The organism is Cohnella sp., from assembly GCF_041641335.1.
In the GTDB taxonomy this organism is placed as follows: Bacteria; Bacillota; Bacilli; order Paenibacillales; family Paenibacillaceae; genus Cohnella.
Window position 1 is genome coordinate 105066 of sequence record NZ_JBEPYQ010000001.1, and the last position, 25936, is coordinate 131001.

The window sequence follows — 25936 nt, forward strand, 5'->3', positions numbered from 1 at the left end:
GCCGGAAACCCGGCAGCCTGTCGATCGGCTTTTCTCAATCGTCGACGGAGACCGTCTATCGTTTGGAGGCCCACACCGCCCTGCCGTCCGGGCGGTAAATGACGAGGTTCCCGTCATCCTGGACGACAAGGCTGCTTCCCGGATTGCCCGCGGTATTGGACGACCGGCCGCTTTGCATTTTTTCGCAAAGGTCCCGTTAACGGGCGTTCCGCATCACGTTCTCCAAGGACGAACGTCCAACGAGAAAGAGAGCGGCCTGTCGGGCCGCAGCAAATATTGCTCCAGCGTAGGCGCGTACCCGCAGCTGTGGTTGCCGAGCCCGCTCTGGGCGGCGTCAAGCTTGACGATCGTCTCCCCGAGTCTCGTCAGCAGGTGAACGTGGCTCGCGCGCGTTAAATCCTCGGCAGAGTAATGATGGGCGCTGAAGTCGAAATGGCGTCCGCCTGCCGACGCATAGCGAAGGCCGATGCCGGAAGCGTTCGTCACCGCAGCCCAACGGACGTCGGCTTTGTTGCCGTTCTCCTGCGGCTTGATATACGGTACGAACTGTTCCTGCACCGTCCCCCCGTAGAGGCCGAGCTTGCCGCTCTCCTTGCGGTCGGCGTAGCATTCGTGCGGCCCTCTGCCGAACCAGTCCATCCGTTCGAAGCCGGACGGCATCGTCAGTTCGAAGCCGAAACGGGGCAGAGGAGGCAGCCCTTCCCTCGGCTCGATGCGAGCTTCGAGCCGCAGTTCGCCGCCGGCGCTTACGACGGCTATCGTCCGGGCGCGAAACGCGACGCTTTCGCCTCTTGCCCCAATGATAGAGTCGACCTTCACGGTCAATTCGGATTCGGCCGGTCGGCTGAAGACGACGCCGCGAACATCGGCGACCAGCCGGTCGTAGCCGGCCTTGACCCATTCCTTGGCCAACCGCGCATCGTTGTCGACCGGAGCCCGCCAGAAGTTAAGCCTAGGTCCCGAAGCCAGCAGGGGAACGCCCTGGACGATCCAATCCGAGAGCTGTCCGGTACGTTTGCAGAACGACATCTCGTAATCGTCGCCGATGACGCGGACCTGCCGATCGTCTTCCGCGATGCGAACGGGCTTTCCTCCCCCGTTCCGCCTTTGTCCTCCCTCCGCGCGTGGAGATTCCATAAGCTCGAATCTCCGGCCCGGCTTCTCCCGAAGCTCCGTCCTTCGCTCCTGAGGAACAACGAACAAAGGCAAATCCGCCCAAGCGATTTCATGGCCGGCTTCCGCCCATAGCGCAGCTTCCCGCAGGACGAAACGGACATGTACCCAGATCTCTCTCGCTTCCGGGAACTCCCCGTTCCGAATTCCCGTTTGTGCGATTGTCTCTTCCGAGAAAAGCGAATCCGCCAACTGTTCGCGGAAACCCCGCCCAACCGGCAACATTCCTTCCGGAAGCGGAATACGCACCGTCTCCGTCTCTCCCGGCCCCGCGGACAGCGCGGGCAGTTCTCCGCCAGCCACCGTTTCTCCGTCCCGCTTCAGCTCCCACTCTCCCCGCAAATGGGCCAGCGTCAGGAAATCGTACCGGTTACGAATCGACCATTCGCCGGTTGCCGCGTTCCAAGACTCCGTCTCGACCGGTTCGAGAACCTTCTTGTACTCCAGCAGGGAAGCCTTCGGCGTGCCGTCGGGGAACAGCAGACCGTCGAGGCAGAAGCTGCCGCTGTGCGGCTCCTCCCCAAAGTCGCCTCCGTACAAATAATACGGCTCGCCGTCCTCGTTCCGCCGCCCGATCGCCAGGTCGGCCCACTCCCAGATCAAACCTCCCAGCAGCCGCGGATAACGGTACACGGCTTCCCAATATTCCCGCAGATTGCCGACGGAGTTGCCCATCGCATGACCGTATTCGACCATCAGGTAAGGACGGGCGTCCGGGTTGTTCGCCTCGGCGATCAGCATGTCCACCGACGGATACATCGTGCTGACGATATCGACGATCGGCGAGTCGTATGCCCGCTCGTAATGGATCGGCCGGGTCGGATCGGCCTCGCGCACCCAGGCGGCCATCGCATCGTGGTTCGGGCCGTAACCCGATTCGTTGCCGAGCGACCAGACGATGATCGACGGAAAATTACGGTCGCGCTCCACCATCCGCCTAGCCCGGTCGATATAGGCCTCCGTCCAGTCCGGGTGCTTGGACAGGAAGCTCTCCGCGGCCCCTTTGGCAAAGCCGGGCGTCTCCTGATTGACCCGCTCTCCGGTAAACGCGAAGCCGTGCGTTTCCAGATCCGCCTCGTCGATGACGTACAGTCCGCAACGGTCGCACAGCTCCAGAAAACGCGGATCGTTCGGATAGTGGGACAGACGCACCGTATTGATGTTGTGCCGTTTCATCAGCTCGACGTCGCGCTTCATCGCTTCCAAGGTCGTCGAGAAGCCTCGCCAGGGATCGAACTCGTTGCGATTCACGCCTTTGACGATAACCGGCCGGCCGTTGACGAGCAGCTTGCCTTCCGCCACCCGCACCCGGCGAAAACCCGTGAAAATCCGCTTTACCTCCGCCGCTCGGGCGTCCGGGTACGACAGCGTAAGCAGAAGCGTGTACAAATACGGCGTCTCCGCAGTCCATGGCCTCGGATCGGCCAGCGCCGCGTTAAACGTCACGATCCGCTCCTCCCCCGGCCGCGGATCTACCGCTTCGCAGCGATCCAGCACCGGCGCGCCCTCCGCATCGAGCAGTTCGATCCGAAGCCGGCAAATCTGCCGCTGCCCCTCCGTCAGATTGGCGACGGCCAGCGCCACCCGCAGCTCGGCGGGTCCGCCGCTCTCGTCCGCCTCCGCGACGACCTTCGCGTCCCGAATGCTGATCGGCGCCGAAGCCAGCAAATAAACGTCGCGGAATATCCCGCTCAACCGCCACTTGTCCTGGCTTTCGAGATAGCTTCCGTCCGACCATTGATACACTTTGACGGCCAGCGAATTGTCGCCGGGAACAAGCTTGTCCGTGACGTCGAATTCGGTTGTCATGTGGCTGCCCTGCCCGTATCCGACAAACCGTCCGTTCACCCAAACGTGAAAAGCGGAGTCGACGCCCTCGAATGCAAGGCGGACGTTGCGGCCACTCCACGCTTCGTCGATGCGAAACGTCGTCCGGTAGCAGCCCGTCGGATTGTCCCGCGGCACATTCGGCGGATCGACCGGAAACGGGTACGGACAGCTGCTGTAATGCGGCCGGCCGTATCCGTGCATTTGCCAGTTGCCCGGCACGGGCAGCTCCCTCCAATCCCTGTCCGGGTAATCCGGCGCCTCGAACCCTTGCGGAGCCAGCTCCGGCGCTTCGCAATAGCGAAATTTCCAGTTCCCGTTCAGCAGATGAAAAAAAGGAGACGCTTCACGCGCCTCCGATAGAGCCGATTCTCGGCTCGCATAAGGAATCAGATAGGCATGGGGCGGCTCCGTATTCCTCCCCAACACGCCGAGGTTCATCCAGTCCGGCATGCCCTCCATTTGTTCTTCCCGCATGGCGTTCCCCTCCGTCTTTTGTCCCTCGCAGCCGCCTGCTTCGCAAGCGACTCGTTTTTCTCGTCCGTCAGCGTCCCCGAAGCACCCGTTCGAAAAAGCGTTCTCCTCCGACCTGGCCGCCCTTGAGCACGAGTTCCAGGCCGTCCAGCGCCGCCTCGTTCGAGAACGCCCGGCAGAGCGGGGCTCCCGGCGCAAGCGCGGATACGCACTCCAGCGCGTAAATGCCGAGCTCCCGCGCGACGTACCCGGACGTATCCCCGCCGGCGATCAGCACGCGAGACAGCCCCGCTTCCTCGACCAGCGCCCGGGTGAGCGAGCCCAGCTCGGCCCCGAGCACCCGGCTGCTGTCCTCGGCCCGCAGGCCTTGGTTTTCCAGCGCCAAGCGCAGCTCCGCGATGCTCGGATCGGACGGTCCGGAAGCGGAGTACAGCACGACGCTCCGGCCGGCGAGCAGCGCCTCCCTGGCCTCCTGCAGCAGCCGACTCCTCGCCCCGCCCGCAAGCTCCGGGCGGATCAGCTCGTGCACCGGCACGCGAATGCCGGCGAAGCCGGCTTCCGTCGCCTCGGCGATCTGCTTCTCCGTGACCGGCGAACAGCTGCCGGAGACGACAAGCAGGCGTTCGACAGCGTCGACCGACGCCTCCCGAACTGACGCATCCGAAGAAACGCCGTTCTCCGACCCGTATCCGCCAAGCGCGTACTCGACGCCCGACGAGCCGATGACAAACAGCGGCTCGGGACGCTCCGCCGCCTCCTCCAGCATCAATCGGCCGACCGTCCGCAGCCGCTTCTCGTCGAACGCGTCGAACAGTACGATATCCGGCGCCTCGTCCCGCAGCAGCGCCTCTATCCGGGAACGGACTTCCCCGATCTCGCCGTCGAGCGCCAGGATGTCCATCAACACCGCTCGCAGCGACGTCTGCTTGGATAAGTGCACAAGCAGATCCGCCTCGTCCATCGGCGTTACCGGATGACGCGACATCGTCGGATGGCGGTCAAGCCGGCGCACCTTGTCCCCCGCCGTCGCGAAATGCTGGCCGAACAACGTATACCGGCCCAAATACGGCACGCCTACGAGCAGCGGAACATAGCGCCGCCCGCCGAACACCTGCCGGCCGATCTCCGCCGCTTTGCCGATGCTGCCGGTGTCCGGAGAGGAATCGAACGTCGAGCAGATTTTGTAATGCACGATCGGCGCTCCAGCGCCCTTCAGCGTTTCGAAGATCGGCCGCAATTCGCGCTCCATCTCGTCCGGGGACATCGACCGGCCGACGCCGGCTACGCCGAAGGCGTCCGCCCAAGCGAACCGGCCGTCCAGCTGCTCAGCCGTCGGCGGCTCCAGAAACAGCACCGGCTTCATGCCGGAGCGAAACAACGCCTCCAGCACGTCCGTCGACCCGGTAAAGTCGTCGCCGTAATAACAGATCTGCCGCCCCTTTCCGGCAGCCTCACGCCCCGCATCGTTCGCATTCATCCCGCGATCAGCCCTTCCCGTATTTGTCGATGGCCCGCTGCAGGAACGGATGCTCAAGCGCATAACGATCCAGCGGGATGCCTTGGACCGCTGCCTCCCAGCCGAGCTTCATGCTCTCGAAGCCCGCCGCGGGTCCGTCCGGATGCGCCAGCATGCCGCCGCCCGCCAGATGCATGACGTCGACGCTGCCGGTCGCCTCGTAGGTGGCCGGAGCCGTTCCCGCCCACTGGGCCGAAGACACGACAGGCATCGCCTCGTAACCTCCGAACAGCGGAGTTGTGCACGCCTTGATCGAGCGGAGCACCGACTCGTTGCTCTCGTAAAACTTGCTGTTCAGTCCGTTGACGTGCAGCTGATCCGCTCCGGCCAGCCGGCAAAGCTTCTGGTAAGCGGCAAACTCGAAGCCGAGCAGCGGCGCCCGCGTCAGCATGCCCCATTGGTTGCGGTGGCCGTGAATCGGCACCTCGCTGTAGCCGTTCAAATAAGCCAGGCCGGCCAGGCCGACGCTTAATATGCTGACCATCACGCACGTTCCGCCGGCCTGGACGACCAGATCATGATTGGCTTTCAGTTCGTCGATGTCCCCGGTGATGTTGAACGCGTACATAAGCTTGCGCCCGGTGACGTCCGCCGCGCGCTCCACCGCCTCCATCACCGTCTTGACCTTCAGCTCCAACGGAAAATACGGCGGATCGGCGTTCAGCTCGTCATCCTTGATAAAATCCATGCCGGCCAGCGCCAGCTCGTACACCAGCTTGCCGAGCTCCTCCGGCGACAGCCCGACGCTCGGCTTCACGATCGTGCCGAGAATCGGACGCCCGTAGACGCCCGTCAGTCTCCGCGTGCCTTCGATGCCGAATTTCGGCCCCGGATACCGCTTCGCAAAAGAATCCGGCAGCTCCAGATCGACGAGCCGAAGGCCCGACAGCTCCCGCAGCTCGTATAGATTGCCCGCCACCGCCGACATCAGGTTCGGAATCGACGGGCCGAAGTTATGCAGCGGGAACGACACCGTCACATAACCTCTCCGATATTTGCCGTCGTGCCTATGCGGCGGCTTCGCGCCTGGCAGGGAAGGAGCGTCCGCCTCCTCCAGCGGCTCGATCGCCTCCACTCTGGCGGCATGCCGCTCCTTAAGCGCATCCGTCTCTCCGGGCACCGCCGTGAACGTTCCCGTCGACTGCTCCCCCGCGATAATCTGCGCCGCCTTCTCCAGCGAATACGGCGTTTCCGCCAAATAGACCGCCTTGACGCGTTCTTCGCTCATTTTCCGTTCCCCCTAAATCCTCCCGCGATTTCGACTCCCGTGCCGTCTCTCAGCATACCGGCGGCAGATCGCCGCTTTCGCCGAAGACCGGCTTTCCGACCGGCTCCCCCCGGCTCAGCTTCTCCAGCGTCATCTTCACCTGCTCGACGCCGAGGCGCGGGCTGGACAGCACCGGCTTGCCCGTCTCCGCGGCCAATGCCTTCTCCATCCGAGCCATCGAGCCTTGGGCCAGCACGATCGCGTCCGCGTCCCGCGCGACGCGAAGCGCGGTCTCGAGCAGAATCCGATCATGCTCCTCCGGCTTGCCGCCGGTCAGCGCCTCGAATGCCCCTTCAGCCAGTCCGTTGACGAGCTTGACTTCGCGTCCCAGCTCGGCCGCTTTCTTCTCGATTAGGCGCATCGTCGGTTTCAGCGTCGACGGCAGCGTGGCCAGGACGGCGACGCGGTCGTAAGCCGCGGCCGCCTTCGCGGCCATCGCGTCGTCGATCTTGACGATCGGGACGCCGATCAGCTTGCGCGCCTCGTCGGCGACTTCGCCGACCGACGAGCACGTATTCAGAATGACGTCGGCTCCGATCTCCTCGCCGTTATGGAAATACTGCACGAGCCTGCGAGCGACTCCCGGCGGGATATGTCCCGCCTTGACGACGTCCCCGATGAGGGAATCGTCAATGAGGTTGACGAGCCTCACATCCGGAAGCACTTCCCGGAAGACGGCCTTCAGCGGATCGGCCAGCCCTTGGCCGGTATATACGGCAACGACGGTTTTCATCGTCTGAATCCTCCTTTATAAACCTCTGCTCAGGACAGCGTTCCGCCCCTTACCATACGATCTCGTTGTCCAGCCGCCGATAGTCGCCCTCGCGTATCGGAGCGGCATCGTACACCTTGCGCCCGCTGTAGAACGGATGGTAGCGTCCCTCCGGCGAGATGCCGACGACGTCGTCGCCGCGCCACTGGGTCAGGAACGTCTGGCCGATCGCCGTCTCTACGGTCGTGCGGGTATCCAGCGGGAACGTCACCGTAATCGTCTCCCCTTCGGAAGCTTCGCCCAGCAGCAGGAAGTGTTCGTTGATCCAGCTGCTCGGGTCCATGCCGCGCCCCTCCGAGACGTTGCCGCCGCGTTCGCGAACGATGTTGACCTTCGTGTAGCCGGCCCACTCCGGAATGCGGATTCGCAGCTCGGCAATGTCCTTGTGCACGTGCAGCACGACTTTTCCTTCATGCGGCAAATAGCTGTCGACGTCGAGCCAGACGGAGCCGCGGTTCAGCAGGAAGTTCACGCTCACGTTGCCGCCGCGCTCGGTAATCGTATTGCTCCAGCCCATGTACAGGCCGCGGGTGCCGGAGCCGAGGCAGCAGATTTGCAGGTCGTTCGTGTGGCCGCGGCCGTGGTTAACGTCGCAGCAGAAGTCGTTCGGGGCGGAGTAGCCGGCGAACGCGCCCCGGGTGCGCTTGGCGACGTCGGTATAGCTGATATGGCCCGGCACGTTGCCCGACTTGTCGTCCGTCTCCTTCACCCAATCGAGGTCGAGCAGCTGCGACTCCGTCAAATGATTGCGCAGGAACCGTTCCACCGTTCCCCAATATTTCGTGTAGCCGTTCTTCGCCAGCGTAATTCCGGTCGCGATCAGATCGACGAGCGAGCAAGTTTCGTGCTCGTACGCCTGCTCCTTCAGATCGCCCGGCGTCCACCCGAACGCGGTACACTTGGTCAGCGCCCACGCGTAGCTCTTCTCGACCCAGGCGATCAGCTTGGCGTCGGCCGTGAACTCGCCGAAACGCGCGATCGCGTCGAGCGTGCCGAGGCGGGTATGGAAGTGGCCGCTGCGGTACGCCAGCGCGTCGTTAAAGCTGCCGTCCGCGTTAAATACGCCGCTTCGCTCGACGATTAGCGCCGTGAAGAACCGGCACAGCTCGAAGGCGTCCTTGCTGCCCGTCACCTCGTGATATTTGAGCAGCGGCATGATGAGCCGTCCGCAGAACGCGGCCGGATCGGGGGCAAGCCGGAGCAGCGCGGCGTTGCGCGACGGCCAGCCGCCCTCCTTGTATTCGGAAGCCGGATAGTACCACACCTCCCGCTCCTTGATCGCAATCCGCTTCAGCGCGGCCACATGGCGGTCGGCCGCCTCCTTGACCTTCGGATCGCCGCTCGTCATATACCAAGTCGTAAGCGACAGAATGACGGCTCGCTGGTCGATCAGGTTCGCGTTCTGCTCCCAATCGAAATTCGGATTGTGCTGACGATAGCTAAGTCCGTCTTCCTTGAAGAACGTTAGCAGATTTTCGCGGTACTTGGCCTCGATCTCCTCGCCCAGCGTCTCTCCCGACATGTGTCGGGCCAAAATCATGCCGTCGATCATCCGTCCGTGCGACGAGCCGAAATCCCAGTCCCCGTGCGTCATGTTGGCCGGATCGGACATCAGGTTGGCGGCGAAAAAAGGATAGCCGTGAAAATCCGGATCGGACATGCCCGCCATCGCGTTCAGCGCGTGTCCGGCCCGTTCCTCCAGCATCAGCGTATCGGGAATCATTCGTTTTGCCATGTTCCATCTCTCCTCTTCCATGCTTGTCGTGCCTGTATCGTTTCGTTTACGTTTTACCCGTGACGAATTCGCTGCGGAATTCCCCGATCGTCTTGCCGGTCTTCTTCTTGAAAATCTGACTGAAATATCGATAGTCCTCGTACCCGACTTTCCGGGCGATCTCGTAGTTTTTATAAGTCGGAACCCGCATCAGCTCCATCGCCTTGCGGATGCGTATAACGGTCAAATAATCGACGAAGTTGTGGCCGGTCGTTTTCTTGAACAGCCGGCTCAAATAGTCGGGATTGACGAACCGGCTTTCCGCGATGTGCTGCAGCGACAGCGGCTGGTCGAAATGCGTCTCGATCAGCTTCAGAACCTCGCGGACGGTCCGCTCCCCCTGCGTCGCCCCTTGCCTCTCCGCCGCGGCCAGCGCGGCCGGAATGATCTCGTTCTCGAACAGCGCCCGCACGGAATTCGGATCGACTCTGCGCCGCAGCGCTTCCGTCAGCTCCAGCGGATGTTTCCCGCAGACGATCTCCAGGCTGGAATCGTTGGCGCGCAGCTGGCGCTCCAGCGCGTGGACGAGCAGGATCGCTCCCCGCTGCATCCGATCCACCGTCGCCGACTCTCCGCAGAGGGAAGCCATCAGCAGCTCGAATTCCCGCCCGGCTTCTTCCCGGCTGCCCATCTGCAGCGCAAGCAGAAACGCCTGCTCCCGCTTCTGCGGATAGGGCTCCGCCGCGGGCGCGCCTTCGCACGATCCCGCGAACAAGAGCGCTTCCTTCGCATGAAGCCTGCGTCCGGCGAGCGCGGCTTGCGCTTGAGCGTAAGCCTTCCGCAGGCAGTTCGCCTCCGCTGGCCCTTCCTCGCTGACGCCGATGCTGCGGCCGACGCCGTCCGTTCGCTTCCACTCGGCCTGGGCGGCGGCAAGCAGCCGGCGCAGCTCTCCCGGAGCCAGATTGCGCGCGGCGACGGCCCCGACCGTTTCCGGACCGCCGTCCGGAGCCGGCGACAGCGCCAGCTCCCACTCCCCGCCGAAATAAAACGTCCGTTCCCGAACGAGCTTCTCCCGCAAAGCGCGCAGCGTGTCCGCGTCTCCCCCGTCCTCCCCGTACCGGTCGGCCCGGGCGACGAAGCCGGCCGTCGACAAGCCCGCCCACGAAGCCGGCGCTTCCGCGCGCTCCAGCAGCAGGTCGCGGAACCAGCCGTCGTCCTGTCGGCTCTCCGCGGCCATCCTCCGCTGCTCCTCCCTCCGGTCAAGCTCCGCCACCGCCTTGTCCAGCACGTCGGCGAGCTCCTCCTTCTTGACCGGCTTAAGCAAATAATCGAAGGCGCGATGGCGAATCGCCTGCTTCGTATATTCGAAATCCGAATAGCCGCTGACGACGATCGTAAGCAGCTCCGGCAGCTCGGCGTCCAGCAGCGCCAGCAGCTCCTTGCCGTCCAGGCCTGGCATCCTCATGTCCAGGAAAAGCAGGTCCGGCTTCTGCTCCAGCGCCATTTCGTAAGCGTCCTGGCCGTCCGCCGCCTCGCCGGCCAGCAGGAGGCCGAGCCGCTCCCAAGGGATCGATTGGATGAGCCCGCGCCGGACCCATTTCTCGTCGTCGACCACCATCACTTTGCGCATGCCGGACCTCCTCCTTTTTCGCGGCCTTCCTGGGCCGGTTTTCTCCGCGTTGCCGCCGTCGCCCTAGCCTTTGACCGAACCGGCGGTCAAGCCGTCGATGATGTAGCGCTGCAGCAGCAAGTACACGAGCAGCACCGGCAGCACGACGATGACCATGAACGCGAACACGACGCCCCAGTTCGTGTTGTACAGCGATACGAAATTGAAAATTTGCAGCACGATCGTCCACTTGGTGCTGTCCGTCACCAGATAGAACGGCCCGAAGAAGTCGTTCCACACCGACACGATGACGACGATCGACACCGTTACCAGCACCGTGATCAGCAGCGGCAGAATAATCCGGAAGTACAGCCGGAAGAAGCCCGCTCCCTCGATCATCGCCGCCTCGTCCAGCTCGCGCGGAATCTGCTTCATGAAGCCGACCAGCAGGAACACCGAGAACGGCAGCAGCACGGCCGTGTAATACATGATCATGCTGAAATACGTTCCCTTGATGCCCAGAATGTCCATCAGCCGGATCGTGGGCACGATCGATACCGGCACGATCAGCCCGATAATGAACGTCAGGTACAGGCTCCGCATCAGCCGGTCGTCCCGGCGCTGGATGACGAAGGCGGCCATCGAGGCGAACAGGTTGACGCACAGCACGGTCAGCCCCGCGAGCAGGAAGCTGTTTTTGAACCCGCGCACAATATTCCCTTGCTCGAACACCTTCTCATAGTTGGCGAACAGCCATTCCGACGGCAGCCCCATGCCGAACAGCGCCGATTCCCGAATGCCCTTGAACGAGTTGACGAGTATCATATAGAACGGAACGAGAATGACGAGCGCTCCGAGCAGGACGACGAGATACAGCGCGAGTTGTTTGCCTCCCCGCCTCATCACATCTCCACCTCCCGCTTCTTAAGCGCCGCCAGCACCGGCAGGCCGACGAGAGTGACAAGCGCGAACAGCACCAGGTTGATCGCCGTCGAATAGCCCATTTCTCCCATGCTGAACGTGCTGCGGATATACGTGTAGAACACTTCGGTCGTGTAGCCCGGACCGCCGTCCGTCAGCACCATGACCATCTCGAACACCTTCATCGAGCCGATGAGCGACAGCAAAATGTTGACCGTCGTCGACGAGGCGATGAGCGGCAGGATGATATTTTTGAGGCGGTGCCAGTAGTTGGCTCCGTCGATCGCCGCGCTCTCCAGCAGATCCTTCGGAATGAACTGCAGCCCGGCGAGATAGATGACCATCGCAAAGCCAGAGACCTTCCACAGGTCCGTAATGATAATCGAGAACAACGCCCACTTCGGATCGTTGAGCCAGTCCTGGGCCATGAAGCCGAGACCGACGCCCTCCAGAAGTTTGTTGACGATGCCGTGTTCCGGATGGTAGATCGCTCGGAACACGTAGCCGATAATGATCGGAGCGATGACGTAAGGCATGAAGAACACCGTGCGAAAAAAGTTCCTCATCCGGATCGACTCGTTCATGACGAGCGCGAGCGCGAATCCGATGACGTTCTGCAGAACGGTAACGGCAGCCGCGAAAATCAATGTATTGCTGAGCGCCTTTCCCAGTCTAGGTTCCTGGAAAAGAGCCGCGTAATTGTCGAAGCCAATGAACTTGACCGAATCGGCGTTAATGTTCCAGTTCGTAAAGCTGTAATACACTCCGATCAGAGTCGGGGCGATAAAAAACAGCAGAAAAACGGCAACGGCGGGATAGGAAAAATAAAGCGGGTATTTGCGCCTTTCCATGTTCCCCTCCTCCTCCCAAGTTGGACGGGGCCGCTTCGCCGGTAAACCGCGGTCTTCCGGCGGAGACGGCCCCTTATCTATTTTTGTCTATGAGCGGGGCCGGCCCGGAATCAGAAGCCTTCCAGCAGCTTGGCCTTGCCGTCTTTCTGATAGTTGGCGCCGAATTCTTCGATCGCCTCGTCGATATCGCCTTTAAGGAAGAAGTTTTGCAGCGTCTTCGAGAAGTCCACGAACGAAGCGGTCAGACGGTTCTGGATGTTGACGCGGGACTTGCCGGCGTCGATGTACGCCTTGACGTCTTCCTGCACCGGATACAGCTCGCTTGTCGCACCTTCGAAAATCGGAATGCCCGGTTTGTTCGCGTAAAACAGATTGACGTTGTCCGGCTGCAGCATGAATTTCACCAGTTCGATCGCGGCGTCCCTGTTTTTCGCTTTTTCCGGCACCATCAGCTGGTTCGGAGGGGTGATCATGGCGATGCCCTGATCGGTCGCGGATGGGAACGGGAAGAACCCGAGGTTGTTCGTTACCCAGTCTTTGCCGAATTTCTGCTCCATCTGCGAGACGATGCCGTCCAGCATGAAGGCCATCGCCACTTTGCCGTCGCCCATCTCGTTCTGCATTTCGTCGTACGTGCCGGCCATGACGTTCTTCTGGTACAGGTCCAGCTCCTTCAATTCCTTCTGCTTCGCGAACAGATCTCTCAGCTCGGGAATGTCGGCGAACTTCAGCTCGTTGCGGTTCAGCTTGGCGACGCCTTCGTCGCCGATTGCCGGATCAACCTGCGTCACCCAGCCGGTGTAGTAGAACACTTGCGGAGGCCAAGCGTCTTTAACGCCTTCGTAGAACGGCGTGAAGCCGGCCGCCTTGATTTTCTTGGCGATCTCGACCAGGTCGGCGTAATTGGCCGGCACGTCCACGCCCGCTTGCTTGAACACTTCCTTGTTGTAGAACACGCCCATCATGCCGGTGGAGCCGTACGGAACGCCGAAGATTTTATCGTTTTCCACCTGGGCTTGCTTGATCGAATCGAATACGTTGTCCCAGATGCCGGACTCGCCGGACCATTCGTGCAGCGTCTCCGCGGCTCTCAGCTTGACGTACTGCTTCGTTCCCGGCTGCATGAGGAACAGGTCGGGAAAATCGCCGGTGGAGAAGCGCGTCTTGATCAGATTGTCGTAATCCCCGCCCGGCAGCGCCTGAAGCTCGACTTTGTTGCCGGTCTGCTGCTCGTAAGTCTCGAATACTTTGTTGAACGCCGTCGTATCCTCGGTGTTCGAGATGACGAACGTCAGCGTGACCGGATTGCTGTTTTTCGGGCTTTCGGACGCTCCGCCGGCGGAAGCCGAAGGAGAAGCGCCTTTGTCGTTTCCGTTGCCGCCGCCGCAAGCCGCGAGGGATGCGCCCAGCAGACCGATGGCCACCGCCGCGGATACCGCTTTCATCTTTTTCATATCGTTGGTGAACCTCCCTTAAAGTATGTTCCTTCTGGTTACGCTTTCATTATAAGGGAAGCGTTTTCTGTAACCCCATTCATAAAATCGACCCGTTTTGTTGAATAATCCGACTTCATCGTCCGGAAGGGTCCGGAAGCCCTCCCGCGTGTTCGTCGAAGGGCAGAGACAGCCTGATTCTCGTTCCGGCTCCCTTGCGGCTGTCCACCTCGAAGCCGAGCCTGTCCCCAAACTGGATGGCGTAGCGGGCGTAGACGTTGCGGACGCCGATGCCGCCCTCGGCGACGGATACGGCTTCCTCCCGGTGCAGCGACTGCTTCAGCTTCGTCCGCAGGTCGGCGAGCCGCTGCTCCGACATGCCGACGCCGTCGTCGGCCACGATCAGCGCGAAGCGCCCCTCCTCCTTCATCGCCGCGACTCTTATCGTTCCTTTGCCCCGCTTGCGCTCCAGACCGTGGAAGACCGCGTTTTCGACGAGCGGCTGCAGCGTCATTTTTAACACCGGGTAATTGTACAGGCTCTCGTCCACGTCCGCCTCGTAGGCGATTTTGTCGTCGAAGCGGATGCTTTGGATTTTCATGTACGCCTCGATCTGGTCCAGCTCCTCCTGCAGCGTGACGACCTCATCGCGGTTGCGCGTGTTGTAGCGGAACATATCGGCGAGCGCCTGGGCGATATCCCCGATCTCCGAAGCCCGGTGATAGTCGGCCATCGCCTTGATGATGTCGAGCGTGTTGTACAGGAAGTGCGGGTTGATCTGCGAATACAGCATCGCCAGCTCCACTTCCCGCAGCTTGATCTGGTTGACGTATTTGTTCTCGATCAGATTGCGCAGCTCGTCCTGCATCGCGTTGAAGTTGGCGGCGATCAGGCCGATCTCGTCGGCTCGCTTGATCTCGACCCGTTCGGAGAAATCCCCGCGCTTGATGCGGTTGACGTGCTTGTAGAGCGTCTGGATCGGCTGCGTAATCCGGCGGCCGAACAGGACGGAGATAATAAAGGTCAGCGCGAAGGCGACGACGGCCGTGGCGATGACGATCGTTTTGATGTTGTCGATCGGGCCCAGAATGTCCCGGCGCGGCGTGAAGATGGCCGCTTTCCAGCCGGTCGATTCGGAGACGATGTACGAGACGAACTGCTCCTCGTCCTCCCCTTCCGTCCAGAACTTGCCCTCGGGGCCGTCCAGCCGGTTCAGCAACCGCGACCCGGGAACGGGAGCGTCCGGCCGGGAATCGTAGACGAGACCGTTGTGCCCGTCCAGCACGAGAATCCGGCTGTCGGCGGACAGGTCGTCGCTGCGGCCGATCGCCCGGAACAGATCGTCTCCGTATTCGACGCGCACGACGATGAAGCGTTCCGGATTGGAGAAGTCGCGGATCAGGATCGACGAGGAATACGCCGTCGCGGCCGCGTCGGTCGTGCCGTCGCCCGAGCTGGGACCGTTGAAGAATACCTCTCCGTCCTTGGCCACCGTGCGCAGAAACCACTCGGAATTGCGAACCTGAACGGGTGTCCACGGTTTATAGTCATTGGAGGCGGCCAGCAATTCCCCGTTGCGATAATAGATTTGAAAGCGAATAAAGCCGCGGATCGGCGTGGCGTTGAAGCTCTTCAGATACAGGTTCTCCAGCTTCTGCCGGAACAGGAACTGGTTCTGCTCGCTCATCTCCGGGTAGGCGTTGATGCCGTCGATATACTCCTGGTCGTAGTACGGAGCGAGCAGCAAATTGCGCTTGCTGCGAAAATCGTTGTCCATGTTGTTGGCGATCTGCCGGACGATCTGCACGTTGGCCGACTCGACCCTGCCTTTGATCGTAGAGGAGGAAATGGTGAACGAAACGGTGCCGACGATGACAATGGACAGCAAAATAATGACGAAATAGCTGAAAAGCAGGACTGTGCGAATTCGGGAGAAAAAGTCGCGAACTTTGGCGACTGTCGGATTTCCTCCTGCTTTCATCTTCTTTTCTCCCCCTTCTGCGACGCCGCTCGTTCATGTTTTACAAATTATAAACCGATCGGAGCGGGATCACCAGTGCGTATTCCCCATCGCCCCGCGCGCGGGGTCGGGCATCCGGGGCATTGGGGGCATTGGGGGCATTGGGATCACCCGACTGAGTCGGCCTACAGCGGGCGATCGGTGGGGGTTCGGCGCTGCCCCCCTTCAATCTACCGGCCGGATCTCGTAGATCCGGTCTTGTCGCGCGGCAATCGTATGCTCGGAAGCGGCTTCCCCGGTAAGCGGCTCGCTGGTCTCGGCGCACAGCACCCGAACGGGGTGCCGATACGCGATGCGCAGCGGCTGATCCGCCGGCGAGGCAACGAGCGCCCGCTTCAGCCGGCCCCGCTCCCACTGCATGTCGACGGTAAATCCGCCGCGCGCCTTCAAACCGACGATCTCTCCCTCCGGCCAAGCATCGGGCAAGGCCGGCAGCAGATCAAGCCGGTCTTCGTGCGATTGCAGCAGCATTTCGAAAATGCCCGCCGCGGCGCCGAAGTTGCCGTCGATCTGGAACGGCGGATGCGCGACGAACAGGTTCGCGTACAAGCCGCCCCGGTGGAAATCCATGACGCCGTCGTCCTCGACTTCGACCAGCAGACGGCGCACGATGTCGAATGCGCGGTTGCCGTCGCGAAGGCGCGCCCACAAGGCGATCTTCCAGCCGATGCTCCAGCCCGTGCCGCCGTCTCCCCGCAGCTCCAGCGTTCGCCCTGCCGCCTCGTACAGATGGGCCTGCCGGTTCTCTCCCCATGCCGAACCGGGAAACAGATCATACAGATGAGACACGTGGCGGTGTTCTTCGTCCTCGTCCGCAAAATCGGAATACCATTCCTGAACTTGCCCGCGGCTGCCGATCTCCGTCTCGGGCAGCTTCTCCAGAACCTCTCGCAGCTCCGGCAAAAGCGGCTCTTCCAGCCCCAGCAACCCGGCCCCCTCGATGCAGAAACCCAGCAACTCGCGAATAAGGCTGATGTCCATCGCGGAAGAAACGGTAAGCGCCGGCGTTCTGCCGTCCGGCAGCCGGAAGCGGTGCTCCGGCGAAGTAGACGGATTGGTCATATACGCTCCGGCTCCGTTAGGCTGCACCCAATCAAGGCAGAACAGCGCCGCCTTCCTGAGCACCGGATACGCCTTATGCCGCAAGAACGATTCGTCCCTCGTGAACAAATAATGCTCCCATAGATGCCGGCACAACCATACGCCGCCCATCGGCCAATTCGCCCACAGCGGATTGCCGTCGCCGTAGTTGCCGGGAGGCGCGGACTGCCGCCACACATCCGAATTGTGATGCGCCGTCCAGCCTCTGCAGCCGTAATGAATGCGGGCCGTTTCCTCCCCGGTGACGGACAGATCCTCGACGAACCGGAGCAGCGGCTCATGGCATTCGCTCAGGTTGGCCGTTTCCGCCAGCCAGTAATTCATTTGCAAATTGATGTTCAGCGTATAGTTGCAGCTCCAGATCGGCCGAATATGCCGATTCCAAATCCCTTGCAAATTGGCCGGCTGCGTGCCCGGGCGCGAGGATGCGAGCAGCAGGTATCTGCCGTATTGTACGAGCAGCGCTACCAGCCCCGGGTCCTGCGCCCCGTGTTGCCGCAGCCGCTCGTCCGTCGCCCGCTCCTCTTCGGGCAGGCTGGAACCGAGGCGGAAGCGAACGCGCCGAAACCGCGGCCGATAATCTTCCTCATGCCGCCGTTTCAGCTCCGCGAACGGCCTCGCCGCCGCTTCCCGCAGCTGCCGCTCCGTCAGTCCGCCCGGAGGGTAAGCCTCGCGATCCGGCATTCGATCGAAGCCGGCAAAGCTCGTCCCCGCCGCAAAATAAAACACGACCTCCGTCGCCTGCTCGATATGGATGCCCGTATGGTCGACCCTCAGCCTTGCGCCGGCATCCGCGCGGCAGGCCAGCCGGCCCTCGAACGAGATCGTGCGGCTGTCCGTTTCCGCCTCGTACTTGACCGGCTCGGGATCGTGCACATAGTTCGGGCTTACCTCATACGGACAGTCTCCCCGTACCGCGAAGAAAGCCTCGTCCTCCCCGCCGTCCCGCCAGGCCGTCGTCGAGCGCAGCGGGCTGTCCAGCCACGCCTTCAAGGCGAGCTTGCCCGGCTGATTCACGGCAATACGGTACACCAGCGACTGATCGGGATGCGAAGCGAACAGCTCCCGCGTATAGCGGACGCCGCCGATCTCGTAGGAGACCGTCGCGCAGGCGTCCTCCAGATTCAGAGAACGCCGGTAGCCGTCGGCGAAATGGCCGTGATAGAAGCGAATATGCCAATCGCCCAGCGGCATGTAGGCCTGCGTATAAGGCCCCATCATGCCCGCCTTGCTGAGCCGCTCGGCCTCCTCGTAACGCTCCTCCAGCACGGCCCGCCGCACTTCGGGGAGAACCTGCAACGCCCGCGGATTGTTCCAGTCGCGCGGATAGCCCGACCACAGCGTATCCTCGTTCAGACTGACGCGCTCCTGCTCGATTCCGCCGAACACCATGCCGCCGAGCCGGCCGTTGCCGACCGGCAATGCTTCCGTCCACGCTTCGGCAGGCTTGTTATATCTCAACTCCATCCCGATAATGCCTCCCGTTCCCGTTCCTTCTACAGTCCGTACTCCGCGATCACCTCGGCCAGCTTGACCGGCTGTCCTCCGCGCTGAACGCTTCGGGTCATCGCTTCCATGAACGCCAGCGTATGAATGGCTTCCCGCGCGTCAGGCAGCGGCTCCTCGCCCCGGTCGAGACAGTCCGCGAAGTATTCGATATAGTTCTGATACTCTCCGGCATGGTGGCTCTTGTTCTCGAAGCGGAAATAGTAGGGCTCCTTATCGTCGAAAGTATGCACCTTCGGCTCTTCTCCGGCAAAATTCGTATAATAGGTCAGGTTCGAGTATTCCGCCCGAGTCGTCCCCTGCGTGCCGCGAAGGACGCAGCCGATCTGCGATTGGGCGTGCTGCCCGAGCGCAGGCAGCGCGTAATCCCCGGCCATCGAAGCGATCTGACCCGCTTCGTTGCGGGCGACGAAGCGCAGTGAATCCCAAGCCTCCAGACCGAACGCCTTCGTATTGGCGCTCGTCCGCGCGAAGCCGGACACCTCCGACACGTCGGGAAGATACCAGCGCACGAGATCGACCGCGTGAATCATGAAGCCGTGGAACCAGCTGAAGCCCTTCTGCCTGCTCCAGCCTTTGTCCAGAAACCAGCGACCGTCCGTAATGTAATGGGCCTCCACGACTGACAGCTCGCCGTGACGGCCGGCTTCGAAATCCCGGCGCTGATGAAGCATCGGCTCGAAATAACGCGTGCTCTGCCCGATAAACAGCTTGCGGTCCGTCCGCTTCATGAAGGCGAGCAGCTTCGCCGCGTCGTCCAGCGAAGGCAGCACCGGCTTCGTGCAGATCGCGTGCTTGCCGGCTTCGACGGCCTGCGTAATATGCTTGCCATGAAGCTGATCCGGCGTATAGATCGCGATGACGTCGATGTCGTCGTTGGCCAGCATCTCCTCGTAAGAGGTCGTCCAATGATGAAAATCGAATTCCTGCGCCCGCTGGCGGCACAACTCTTCATTCAAATCGCATACTTGCGCCAGCTCCCACCGCTCGCTTTGCAGCGCGGCCGACATGATGCTGCGGCCTTCTCCGAGGCCGATGACGCCCATCCGGTATTTTTTATTCATGGTGATCTCCTCTCCCTGTTCGCGCTAGTTTTTCAAAAACAGCTCGATGACCGGAATCGCCGCCTTCGGCTGCTTGACCGGAAGCTGCAGCGTCAGCATATTGGCCGGACGACCTTCGTCGAACGCGCCCGCCTCCATTGTCAGCTTCTTCTCGCCTTCCACCATGCGGATTTCCGAAGCGTCGTCCAGCAGTTGCGCGTACTCGACCCGACCCGAAAAATTCGGCAGATGAATCTGCTTGAAGGGCCATGCGAACAGATGCAGATACAGCCGATTCGTCTTCGGATTGTACGTGAACCGGCAATCCTCCGGGCAGGCCGGCAGCTCAGAAGGAGCAGCGGTGCAGCCGTGAACGGAGCGCGCATGCTTTCTCATCCAGACTCCTATCTCTTCCAGCCGTTCGACCGCCCGTTCGTCCAGCTCGCCGCGCGCATTGGGACCGACGTTCAGCAGGAAATTGCCGCCCTTGCTCACCGTATCGATCAGCATGCGGAGAATTTGCTCCGTGCTCTTCCAGGATTCCTCGTCCCGGTAATACCCCCAAGAGCCGCTGAACGTATGGCAGGCTTCCCACAGCACCGGCTTGCCGTCGACCTTGATCCGCTCCCGCGGCTGATACTGCTCCGGCGTCGTAATGTCGCCCGGCACGCCGAGCCGATCGTTAATCAGCGTATTCGGCTGCAGCGAACGCACCATTTCTACATATCGCTCGCTCTGCCACTCTTCTTTCCCTTTTCCCGGGAAACCCTCCTCGGACGGAATGGAGAAATCCAGGAACAGCACGTCGATGTCCCCGTACTCCGTCAGCAGTTCCCTCGTCTGGCCGTGCATGTAGTTCACATAGTTCTGCCAGTTCCGTTGCGCGTCACGCGCCGCGTATTCCTTGACATAGCGCATCGGATGCTTGACGTCCACCGTATAGTCGGGATGATGCCAATCCAGCAGCGAATAGTACAGCCCGGTGCGAATGCCCTCCGCGCGGAACGCCTCCAGCATCGGACGCAGCAAATCCTTGCCGCAGGGCGTATTGGTCGCCTTGTAATCGGTCAGCTTGGAGTCCCACAGGCAGAAGCCCTCGTGATGCTTGGTCGTCACCACCATATATTTCATCCCGGCTTCGCCCGCCAGCTTGGCCCATTTCGCCGGATCGTACAGATCGGGGTCGAAATGCCGGAAATATTTCTCATACTCCTCGTTGCTCAGAAATTCTCGGGACCGCATCCATTCGTGGCGCGCTCCCAGAGCGTACAGCCCCCAGTGAATGTACAGCCCGAACCGCGCCTCCGTGAACCACTCGCTGCGCGGATCGTGCGCCGCCGAGACGGCCTGCCGGGCCGCTGCCGCGCCCGCTTGGGCGTTGTCGTTAGCCATCATGGTCTCTCCTCTTCTCTCTGTCTATGAACCCGGATAGAATCGTCTTCGCGCTGCGTTTCCTGTTGCGATAGCAGCTTGCTCACCTTCTTTACCCTTTGACCGAGCCGGCCGTCATGCCGGAAATAATGAATTTCTGGCCAAGCAAATAAATGACGATGACCGGAAGCGTCGTGAGCACGATATCCGCCGACACGAGGTTCCAGTTGACCTGGAAGCGCCCGAAGAAATTGTACACGGCCAGCGTCATCGGCCATTTGTCCGAGTTGTTCAGAAAGTACAGCGGATGAATAAAGTCGCTCCACGAGCCCATGAAGTTCAGGATCGCCACCGTCACCAGCACCGGCGTCAGCAGCGGAATGACGACCGAGAGGAACAGCCGGATCGGCGAGCAGCCGTCGACGATGCCCGCTTCGTCCAGCTCGCGGGGAACGCTGCCGACGAAGCCGTAGATCAGAAACACGCTGAACGGAATGCTGGACGCCGCCAGCATTAGAATGATTCCGGTCTGCGTATTGACCAGATGCGTCCATTGCATCACCTTCATCAAGGTGACGAAGTTGGTCGGCATCGCGATTCCCATGATCAGATAGAAGTACATCGCCTTATTCAACCGGGTCCGGTTGCGAGAGAAGACGTAGGCGGCCAGCGAAGCGAGAAGAATGCTTCCGATCGTCGCGCCGGTCGCGTACAGCAGGCTGTTGAAGAACGATTGGATCAGCTTTCCTTCCTCGATAACGATCGTGTAGTTCGACCACTGGAAAGACTTCGGCAGCGACATGTTCATTCCGTTCGCTTCGGCTTTCGTCTTCAAGGAGTTGACGGCGACGAGCAGCAGCGGAATAAACATCGTCGCGCTCAGTATCCAGGCCAATGCGTTGCGCAACGTCGGCAGCAGAACCCTGTTCATCATCGTTCGTCCCCCTCCCTCGACATCAGCCGTACGACAAAGTAGCCGAGCAACGTCATCACGACGAACAGGACGGAAGACAGCGCCGTGCCCATGCCGTAATTACCCGTGGAAAACTCTTTGAAAATCGCCGTATACATGACGTCCGTCGCGTATCCCGGACCGCCGTTCGTCAATACGTACACCGCTTCGAACACCTTGAGGCCGTGCAGCAGGTTCAGCACCGTCGTGACCACGAGCGCCGGCACGATAAGAGGAATCGTAATGCGCGTCAGCTTCTGCCAGAAGTTTGCGCCGTCGATCGCAGCGGCCTCGTAATAGGTTTTGTCGATTGATTGCAAGCCGGCCAGCAAAATGATCATGATGTAGCCGACGCCCTTCCAGATGTCCACGGCGATGATCGACTTGAAGGCCCAGTTCAGGTCGGTCAGCCATTTCTGCGCCATAAAATCGAGCCCGATCGCCCGCAGCGATTCGTTCAGCAGCCCGCTGGCGGGATTCAGAATCGACTTGAAGATCAAACCGACGACGAGCATCGGGACGATGGAGGGCATGAACAGCATGACGCGGTGAAGCCCCTTCGCCCGGACGCCGTCATTCAGCATAATCGCGAAGAGCAAGCCAAGCGCCGTCTTGAGCACGACCGTGCTGACCGTGAACACGAGCGTATTTTCGATGTAGCTGAGATACTTCGCTTCTCCGGAGAAGATTTTCGCCAGATTGTCGAAGCCGATGAAACGAATCTCGTCCGAGTAGCTGTTCCAGTCGGTGAACGAGTAGTAAATGCCCATAAGGCCCGGCACGACGAAAAATATCGAATAGACGATCAAGGTAGCAATGCCGAAATAAAACGGATAGATAGCGCGATTCATCGCAATTTCCCTCATTTCCCCTTAGAATGAAATTGGCAACGGCCGTTTGCGCGACCATTGCCAACCCCGATTCCCGCCGGACAGGCGACTTATTTCCAGTTCGGATCCTGCGCCACCTTGGCCATCTCCGCGCGACGCTGGTCGATGCTTCTGAGCACGTCGACCGGCTGAATGACGCCCGACAGCATCGCGACGATATCCTTGCCGATGTCCATCCATTGCGGGTTCACATAGTTGACGTAGTTCTGAATGTCCGTTCCGCGCTCCTGGTAGCTGTCGAACAGCTTCTGCTGCTCGGCGGTATATTTGTTCTTCAGGTCCGGGAAATTCAGATTGGAAATCGTCGGATCGTTGTCCAGCATGAATTGCAGATTTTCCTGCTTCGTCAGGAAGTTGAAGTACTGCTTCGCTTCCTCGATGTACTTCGAGCCGGAATAGATGAATTTGCTCGGTCCGCCCGGATTGATATAGTAGATTTGATTATCCGTCAGCGGAATCGGGAAGAAGCCGATGTCCTCGATTTCAAATTCCTCGTATTCCTCCGCGATCTCCGTCGCGACGCTCTGCGCCACCAGGCTCATGCCGAATTCGCCGCTGCCCAGCTTGGCTACCGTGTCGGAGCCGGTATCGGAAAGCGTGTTGTCCCCGAAGAAGTCCAGATCGTACATTTCCTTTAGCTGCGTCAAGGAATCCAGCATGACCTGGCTGTCGACGAATTTCTTCTTGTTCTGGTTCAAATCGTCGTACAGATTCGGCTCGAGTTTATCGTAGTTCGGTCCGATTTCGGAAAACCACATGACATGATGCCAGCCGTCGGCAATCGGCTCGTAGATCGGCGTCACCCCGGCTTGCTGAATTTTCAGCGCCGCGTTTTTGAACTCCTCGTACGTTTTTGGAATTTCCAGATTCAGCTCGTTGAACAGCTTTTTGTTGTACCCGATGACGAAGCTGCTGTAGGTGTCCCAAATCGTAAGCGCATACACTTTGCCGTTGACGGTTAGCTGCTCGACGGACAACGGATCTTCGCGCTTCACCCATTCTTGATCGCTCAGATCGACGGCGTTTTTCTCGACGTTGTAGTTCATCGTGATTTCGCTATAGCCGCTCTGTCCTCCGAAAATGTCCGGACCCTCCCCCGCGTTCAACTTCGTTTTCAGCACGTTGAAATACTGGTCCGCTGGAACGATCTGAAAGTCGATTTTAATGCCCGTTTCCTCTTCGAACTTTTTCGCCAGCTCCATTTCTGAATCTTTGATCCAGCCCTGGCTCGCCATGTAGGTCAGCGTCACGTTCTTTTTGCTGCCGCCCTGCTCGGAAGATCCGCCCGCTCCGGCAGACGGAGATGCGCTTCCGCCGTTGGCATCCTTGCCGTTGTTGCCGCCGCATCCGGCCAGCACGACCGTCATCGCGACGAATACGGAAAGCAAGGTCATCGTCCATTTTTTCATTCGAATAGTCCCCCTCTGTTCGTTAACGGCTAGTTCATCCATGGATGATACTTTAAGTATAGTGAGCTGATTTTTTTCCTCCATAGAATAATCGGTCCTAAACTTGTCTAAATTTAACCGCTTACATTCGAAAGATGTTGAGGTATAATTTAACTACGTTTAGTTCAGTTTAGCATCAAGGAGTACGAGAGCATGTTCAAAAGTATGAAAACGGCTTTGTTCCTGACGTATTCCTCCATTATCCTGATCGTGTTCGCGACGTTCGTTCTCTTCTTCTACTCCTGGTCGACCCATCAACTGAGGGGACAGGCCATGAGCACGCTGGAAAGCTTCGGCGTCTCGATCCGCGACCAGCTCGTTGAGCAGATCGAGCAGCTTAATCGGGTGTCCCTGAATGTCATGTACTCCAATCTGGTTAAAGAGCGCTTCGCCAGTTACATGTCCGAAGTCAGTGGGCCGGACGGCAACGAGACAGTCCAAGCGACCCCGGCGACCGATACCGGCGCGAATTCCGCCGTACAGCAGCAGCGCAATCGGCAGAACGACGACGCCAAGGTGCTGACGGACGCGCTGACCGCCATTATCGGGCCTTCCAGGCTGGTCGAGCAAATTTACCTGTATTCTTTTAACGGCCGTTATTACGGAACCGGCTTCGACAACCGGGAACAAGCCTACAACCCGGAGGACAAGCCGTTTATCGAGCAATTGCTGCATCGGCAGCCCGGCAAGTTCGTCTCCAATCCGAACCTGGATTTGCAGCTGTCCAAGTATTATTCTTCCGCGGTCGGAAAGTACTCCATCTCGCTCTACCGGCTGCTGTACGACGAATACAACGTGCCGATCGGGGCCATCGAAGTGAAGCAGTACGCGCACCGCATTTTTGCAAGCGCTGCCGATTTCGAAAGCAACAATCCGTACAACGGCCATATTTACGTGCTTAACCGGGACGGCGGGGTCATCTACCCGTTCGAGCACGACGGCAAGCGGAACGAAGCGTTCCGCAGTCTGGTCGCCCCTATGGACAAGAGCGCGGACTTGTACAGCAGCTTTCCTTTCACCGATCCCGTTACCGGGGAGAAGCAGCTGTTGTCGCTGCACTATTCGTCCTCGACCGGCTGGACTACGGTTCTGACGACCTCGGAAAGCGACTTGTTCCGGCCGCTCAGGCAATTTACGTTCCTGTTGTTCGGAACCGCTTTCGTGCTGCTTGCGCTCGGCATCGGCCTCAGCTTCTATGCGGCCAACAAGATTACGTTTCCGATCTACCGGATTCGGCGCGCGGTGCGCAACTTCTCGTTCGAGCATATCGGGTCCAACATTATCGCGCAGCAGAAAATGAAAAGCGGTTTCATCGAGTTGGACGAGCTGCACGACGCGTTCCAGAGCATGAGCGAACGGTTGAAGCAGTCGCTGGACCACCTGCTGCTGGCCGAGGCGCAGAGCCTGCAAGCGCAGCTTAACGCCCTTCAGTCCCAGATGAATCCGCACTTTCTGTACAATACGCTGGCCAATCTTCAGGAAATGGCCGAACAGCGGATGAACGAACAACTGATCGCGACGATCGAGCATATGTCAGACTTCCTGCGGTACATTACCTCCAAGGAGCGGCAGGTGCCGCTGCGGGACGAGCTGACGAACACAATCAATTATTTGGAAATCAATAAGATCCGCTTCGGCGAGCGGCTGACCTACCGCGTTGATGTGCCGGAGGAACTGCTGGCGCAGATGGCGCCCACGCTTGCCGTGCAGCCGCTGGTCGAAAACAGCATTAAATTCGGCACTTCCCACGCTCCGCCCTGGCGGATCGACATTATTGGCGCCTTGGACGACACCAGCTGGCAAATCGAAGTGAGGGACTATGGCGGCGGCTTCGAGCCGGACAAGCTGGCCCAGCTTCACGACAAGATGGCCCTGCTGGAGAGGGAAAGCAGCCTCCCGACGCTGGAGCTGAACGGCATGGGTCTGCTTAACATTTATTTAAGATTGAATCTGATTTACGGCGAGCGTAAAATTTTCGAAGTTCGCAACCTTCCGGAGGGCGGCGCGTCGGTGCGCATCGGAGGGCTGCTGCACAAGGAGTGATTCGG

Annotated in this window: 17 protein-coding genes; 1 reads left to right on the top strand and 16 read right to left on the bottom strand. The window is 60.3% G+C overall.

Translation table 11 applies throughout. From position 1 onward, the window contains the following. Positions 1 to 213: 213 nt before the first annotated feature. From ACESLM_RS00480 to ACESLM_RS00555, 16 genes are all read right to left on the bottom strand, one after another. Positions 214 to 3477: a glycoside hydrolase family 2 TIM barrel-domain containing protein gene (locus tag ACESLM_RS00480; RefSeq protein ID WP_372628963.1), complete on the bottom strand. Its 3264-nt coding sequence runs from the start codon at positions 3475 to 3477 to the stop codon at positions 214 to 216. A gap of 67 nt (positions 3478 to 3544) precedes the next feature. Next, positions 3545 to 4951 (bottom strand): four-carbon acid sugar kinase family protein, encoded by a 1407-nt coding sequence (locus ACESLM_RS00485; RefSeq protein WP_372628965.1) that lies wholly within the window; start codon positions 4949 to 4951, stop codon positions 3545 to 3547. A 7-nt stretch (positions 4952 to 4958) separates the two neighbouring features. Beyond that, positions 4959 to 6218 carry a ribulose-bisphosphate carboxylase large subunit family protein gene (locus ACESLM_RS00490; protein WP_372628967.1) on the bottom strand — a complete coding sequence of 420 codons (1260 nt, stop codon included), beginning with the start codon at positions 6216 to 6218 and terminating at the stop codon, positions 4959 to 4961. A gap of 49 nt (positions 6219 to 6267) precedes the next feature. Continuing rightward, entirely contained in the window at positions 6268 to 6990 is a 723-nt protein-coding gene (locus ACESLM_RS00495) for an aspartate/glutamate racemase family protein (protein ID WP_372628969.1), read from the bottom strand. Between the two features lie 49 nt (positions 6991 to 7039). Further along, entirely contained in the window at positions 7040 to 8764 is a 1725-nt protein-coding gene (locus ACESLM_RS00500; RefSeq protein WP_372628971.1) for a glycoside hydrolase family protein, read from the bottom strand. 46 nt (positions 8765 to 8810) lie between these two features. Then, entirely contained in the window at positions 8811 to 10373 is a 1563-nt protein-coding gene (locus ACESLM_RS00505) for a response regulator transcription factor (RefSeq protein WP_372628973.1), read from the bottom strand. A gap of 63 nt (positions 10374 to 10436) precedes the next feature. Then, entirely contained in the window at positions 10437 to 11255 is an 819-nt protein-coding gene (locus ACESLM_RS00510) for a carbohydrate ABC transporter permease (RefSeq protein ID WP_094045300.1), read from the bottom strand. After that, positions 11255 to 12124 carry a carbohydrate ABC transporter permease gene (locus ACESLM_RS00515; protein WP_372628975.1) on the bottom strand — a complete coding sequence of 290 codons (870 nt, stop codon included), beginning with the start codon at positions 12122 to 12124 and terminating at the stop codon, positions 11255 to 11257. The genes ACESLM_RS00510 and ACESLM_RS00515 overlap by 1 nt, the downstream gene beginning before the upstream one ends. Before the next feature lie 110 nt (positions 12125 to 12234). Next, the gene (locus tag ACESLM_RS00520; RefSeq protein ID WP_372628977.1) at positions 12235 to 13578 is read right to left on the bottom strand and encodes an ABC transporter substrate-binding protein; all 1344 of its coding nucleotides are present in this window, start codon (positions 13576 to 13578) and stop codon (positions 12235 to 12237) included. 115 nt (positions 13579 to 13693) lie between these two features. After that, positions 13694 to 15538 carry a cache domain-containing sensor histidine kinase gene (locus ACESLM_RS00525; protein ID WP_372628979.1) on the bottom strand — a complete coding sequence of 615 codons (1845 nt, stop codon included), beginning with the start codon at positions 15536 to 15538 and terminating at the stop codon, positions 13694 to 13696. Between the two features lie 204 nt (positions 15539 to 15742). Next, positions 15743 to 18145, bottom strand: coding sequence for a glycoside hydrolase family 95 protein (locus tag ACESLM_RS00530; protein WP_372628981.1), 2403 nt, complete (start codon positions 18143 to 18145; stop codon positions 15743 to 15745). A 29-nt stretch (positions 18146 to 18174) separates the two neighbouring features. Further along, positions 18175 to 19248: a Gfo/Idh/MocA family protein gene (locus tag ACESLM_RS00535; protein ID WP_372628983.1), complete on the bottom strand. Its 1074-nt coding sequence runs from the start codon at positions 19246 to 19248 to the stop codon at positions 18175 to 18177. Positions 19249 to 19272: 24 nt separating this feature from the next. Next, entirely contained in the window at positions 19273 to 20619 is a 1347-nt protein-coding gene (locus ACESLM_RS00540; protein ID WP_372628985.1) for an alpha-L-fucosidase, read from the bottom strand. Between the two features lie 91 nt (positions 20620 to 20710). Beyond that, on the bottom strand, positions 20711 to 21532 hold the full coding sequence (locus ACESLM_RS00545) for a carbohydrate ABC transporter permease (RefSeq protein ID WP_372628987.1): 822 nt from the start codon (positions 21530 to 21532) through the stop codon (positions 20711 to 20713). After that, entirely contained in the window at positions 21529 to 22401 is an 873-nt protein-coding gene (locus ACESLM_RS00550; RefSeq protein WP_372628988.1) for a carbohydrate ABC transporter permease, read from the bottom strand. Before ACESLM_RS00550 ends, ACESLM_RS00545 begins: the two co-directional genes overlap by 4 nt. Before the next feature lie 89 nt (positions 22402 to 22490). Then, a complete protein-coding gene (locus ACESLM_RS00555; protein WP_372628990.1) occupies positions 22491 to 23849 on the bottom strand; it encodes an ABC transporter substrate-binding protein in 1359 nt (452 codons plus the stop codon). A gap of 192 nt (positions 23850 to 24041) precedes the next feature. Here ACESLM_RS00555 and ACESLM_RS00560 point away from each other — a divergent pair, with 192 nt between their 5' ends. After that, on the top strand, positions 24042 to 25931 hold the full coding sequence (locus ACESLM_RS00560; protein ID WP_372628992.1) for a cache domain-containing sensor histidine kinase: 1890 nt from the start codon (positions 24042 to 24044) through the stop codon (positions 25929 to 25931). The last annotated feature ends 5 nt before the right edge of the window (positions 25932 to 25936 follow it).

Excerpts from the sequence above, each read along its gene's own strand:
- ACESLM_RS00535 (WP_372628983.1), bottom strand. The coding sequence starts at position 19,248 with ATGAATAAAAAATACCGGATGGGCGTCATCGGCCTCGGAGAAGGCCGC.
- ACESLM_RS00490 (WP_372628967.1), bottom strand. The coding sequence starts at position 6,218 with ATGAGCGAAGAACGCGTCAAGGCGGTCTATTTGGCGGAAACGCCGTAT.
- ACESLM_RS00540 (WP_372628985.1), bottom strand. The coding sequence starts at position 20,619 with ATGGCTAACGACAACGCCCAAGCGGGCGCGGCAGCGGCCCGGCAGGCC.
- ACESLM_RS00545 (WP_372628987.1), bottom strand. The coding sequence starts at position 21,532 with ATGATGAACAGGGTTCTGCTGCCGACGTTGCGCAACGCATTGGCCTGG.
- ACESLM_RS00500 (WP_372628971.1), bottom strand. The coding sequence starts at position 8,764 with ATGGCAAAACGAATGATTCCCGATACGCTGATGCTGGAGGAACGGGCC.
- ACESLM_RS00510 (WP_094045300.1), bottom strand. The coding sequence starts at position 11,255 with ATGAGGCGGGGAGGCAAACAACTCGCGCTGTATCTCGTCGTCCTGCTC.
- ACESLM_RS00560 (WP_372628992.1), top strand. The coding sequence starts at position 24,042 with ATGTTCAAAAGTATGAAAACGGCTTTGTTCCTGACGTATTCCTCCATT.
- ACESLM_RS00555 (WP_372628990.1), bottom strand. The coding sequence starts at position 23,849 with ATGAAAAAATGGACGATGACCTTGCTTTCCGTATTCGTCGCGATGACG.
- ACESLM_RS00530 (WP_372628981.1), bottom strand. The coding sequence starts at position 18,145 with ATGGAGTTGAGATATAACAAGCCTGCCGAAGCGTGGACGGAAGCATTG.
- ACESLM_RS00480 (WP_372628963.1), bottom strand. The coding sequence starts at position 3,477 with ATGCGGGAAGAACAAATGGAGGGCATGCCGGACTGGATGAACCTCGGC.
- ACESLM_RS00515 (WP_372628975.1), bottom strand. The coding sequence starts at position 12,124 with ATGGAAAGGCGCAAATACCCGCTTTATTTTTCCTATCCCGCCGTTGCC.
- ACESLM_RS00550 (WP_372628988.1), bottom strand. The coding sequence starts at position 22,401 with ATGAATCGCGCTATCTATCCGTTTTATTTCGGCATTGCTACCTTGATC.
- ACESLM_RS00495 (WP_372628969.1), bottom strand. The coding sequence starts at position 6,990 with ATGAAAACCGTCGTTGCCGTATATACCGGCCAAGGGCTGGCCGATCCG.
- ACESLM_RS00505 (WP_372628973.1), bottom strand. The coding sequence starts at position 10,373 with ATGCGCAAAGTGATGGTGGTCGACGACGAGAAATGGGTCCGGCGCGGG.
- ACESLM_RS00485 (WP_372628965.1), bottom strand. The coding sequence starts at position 4,951 with ATGAATGCGAACGATGCGGGGCGTGAGGCTGCCGGAAAGGGGCGGCAG.
- ACESLM_RS00520 (WP_372628977.1), bottom strand. The coding sequence starts at position 13,578 with ATGAAAAAGATGAAAGCGGTATCCGCGGCGGTGGCCATCGGTCTGCTG.
- ACESLM_RS00525 (WP_372628979.1), bottom strand. The coding sequence starts at position 15,538 with ATGAAAGCAGGAGGAAATCCGACAGTCGCCAAAGTTCGCGACTTTTTC.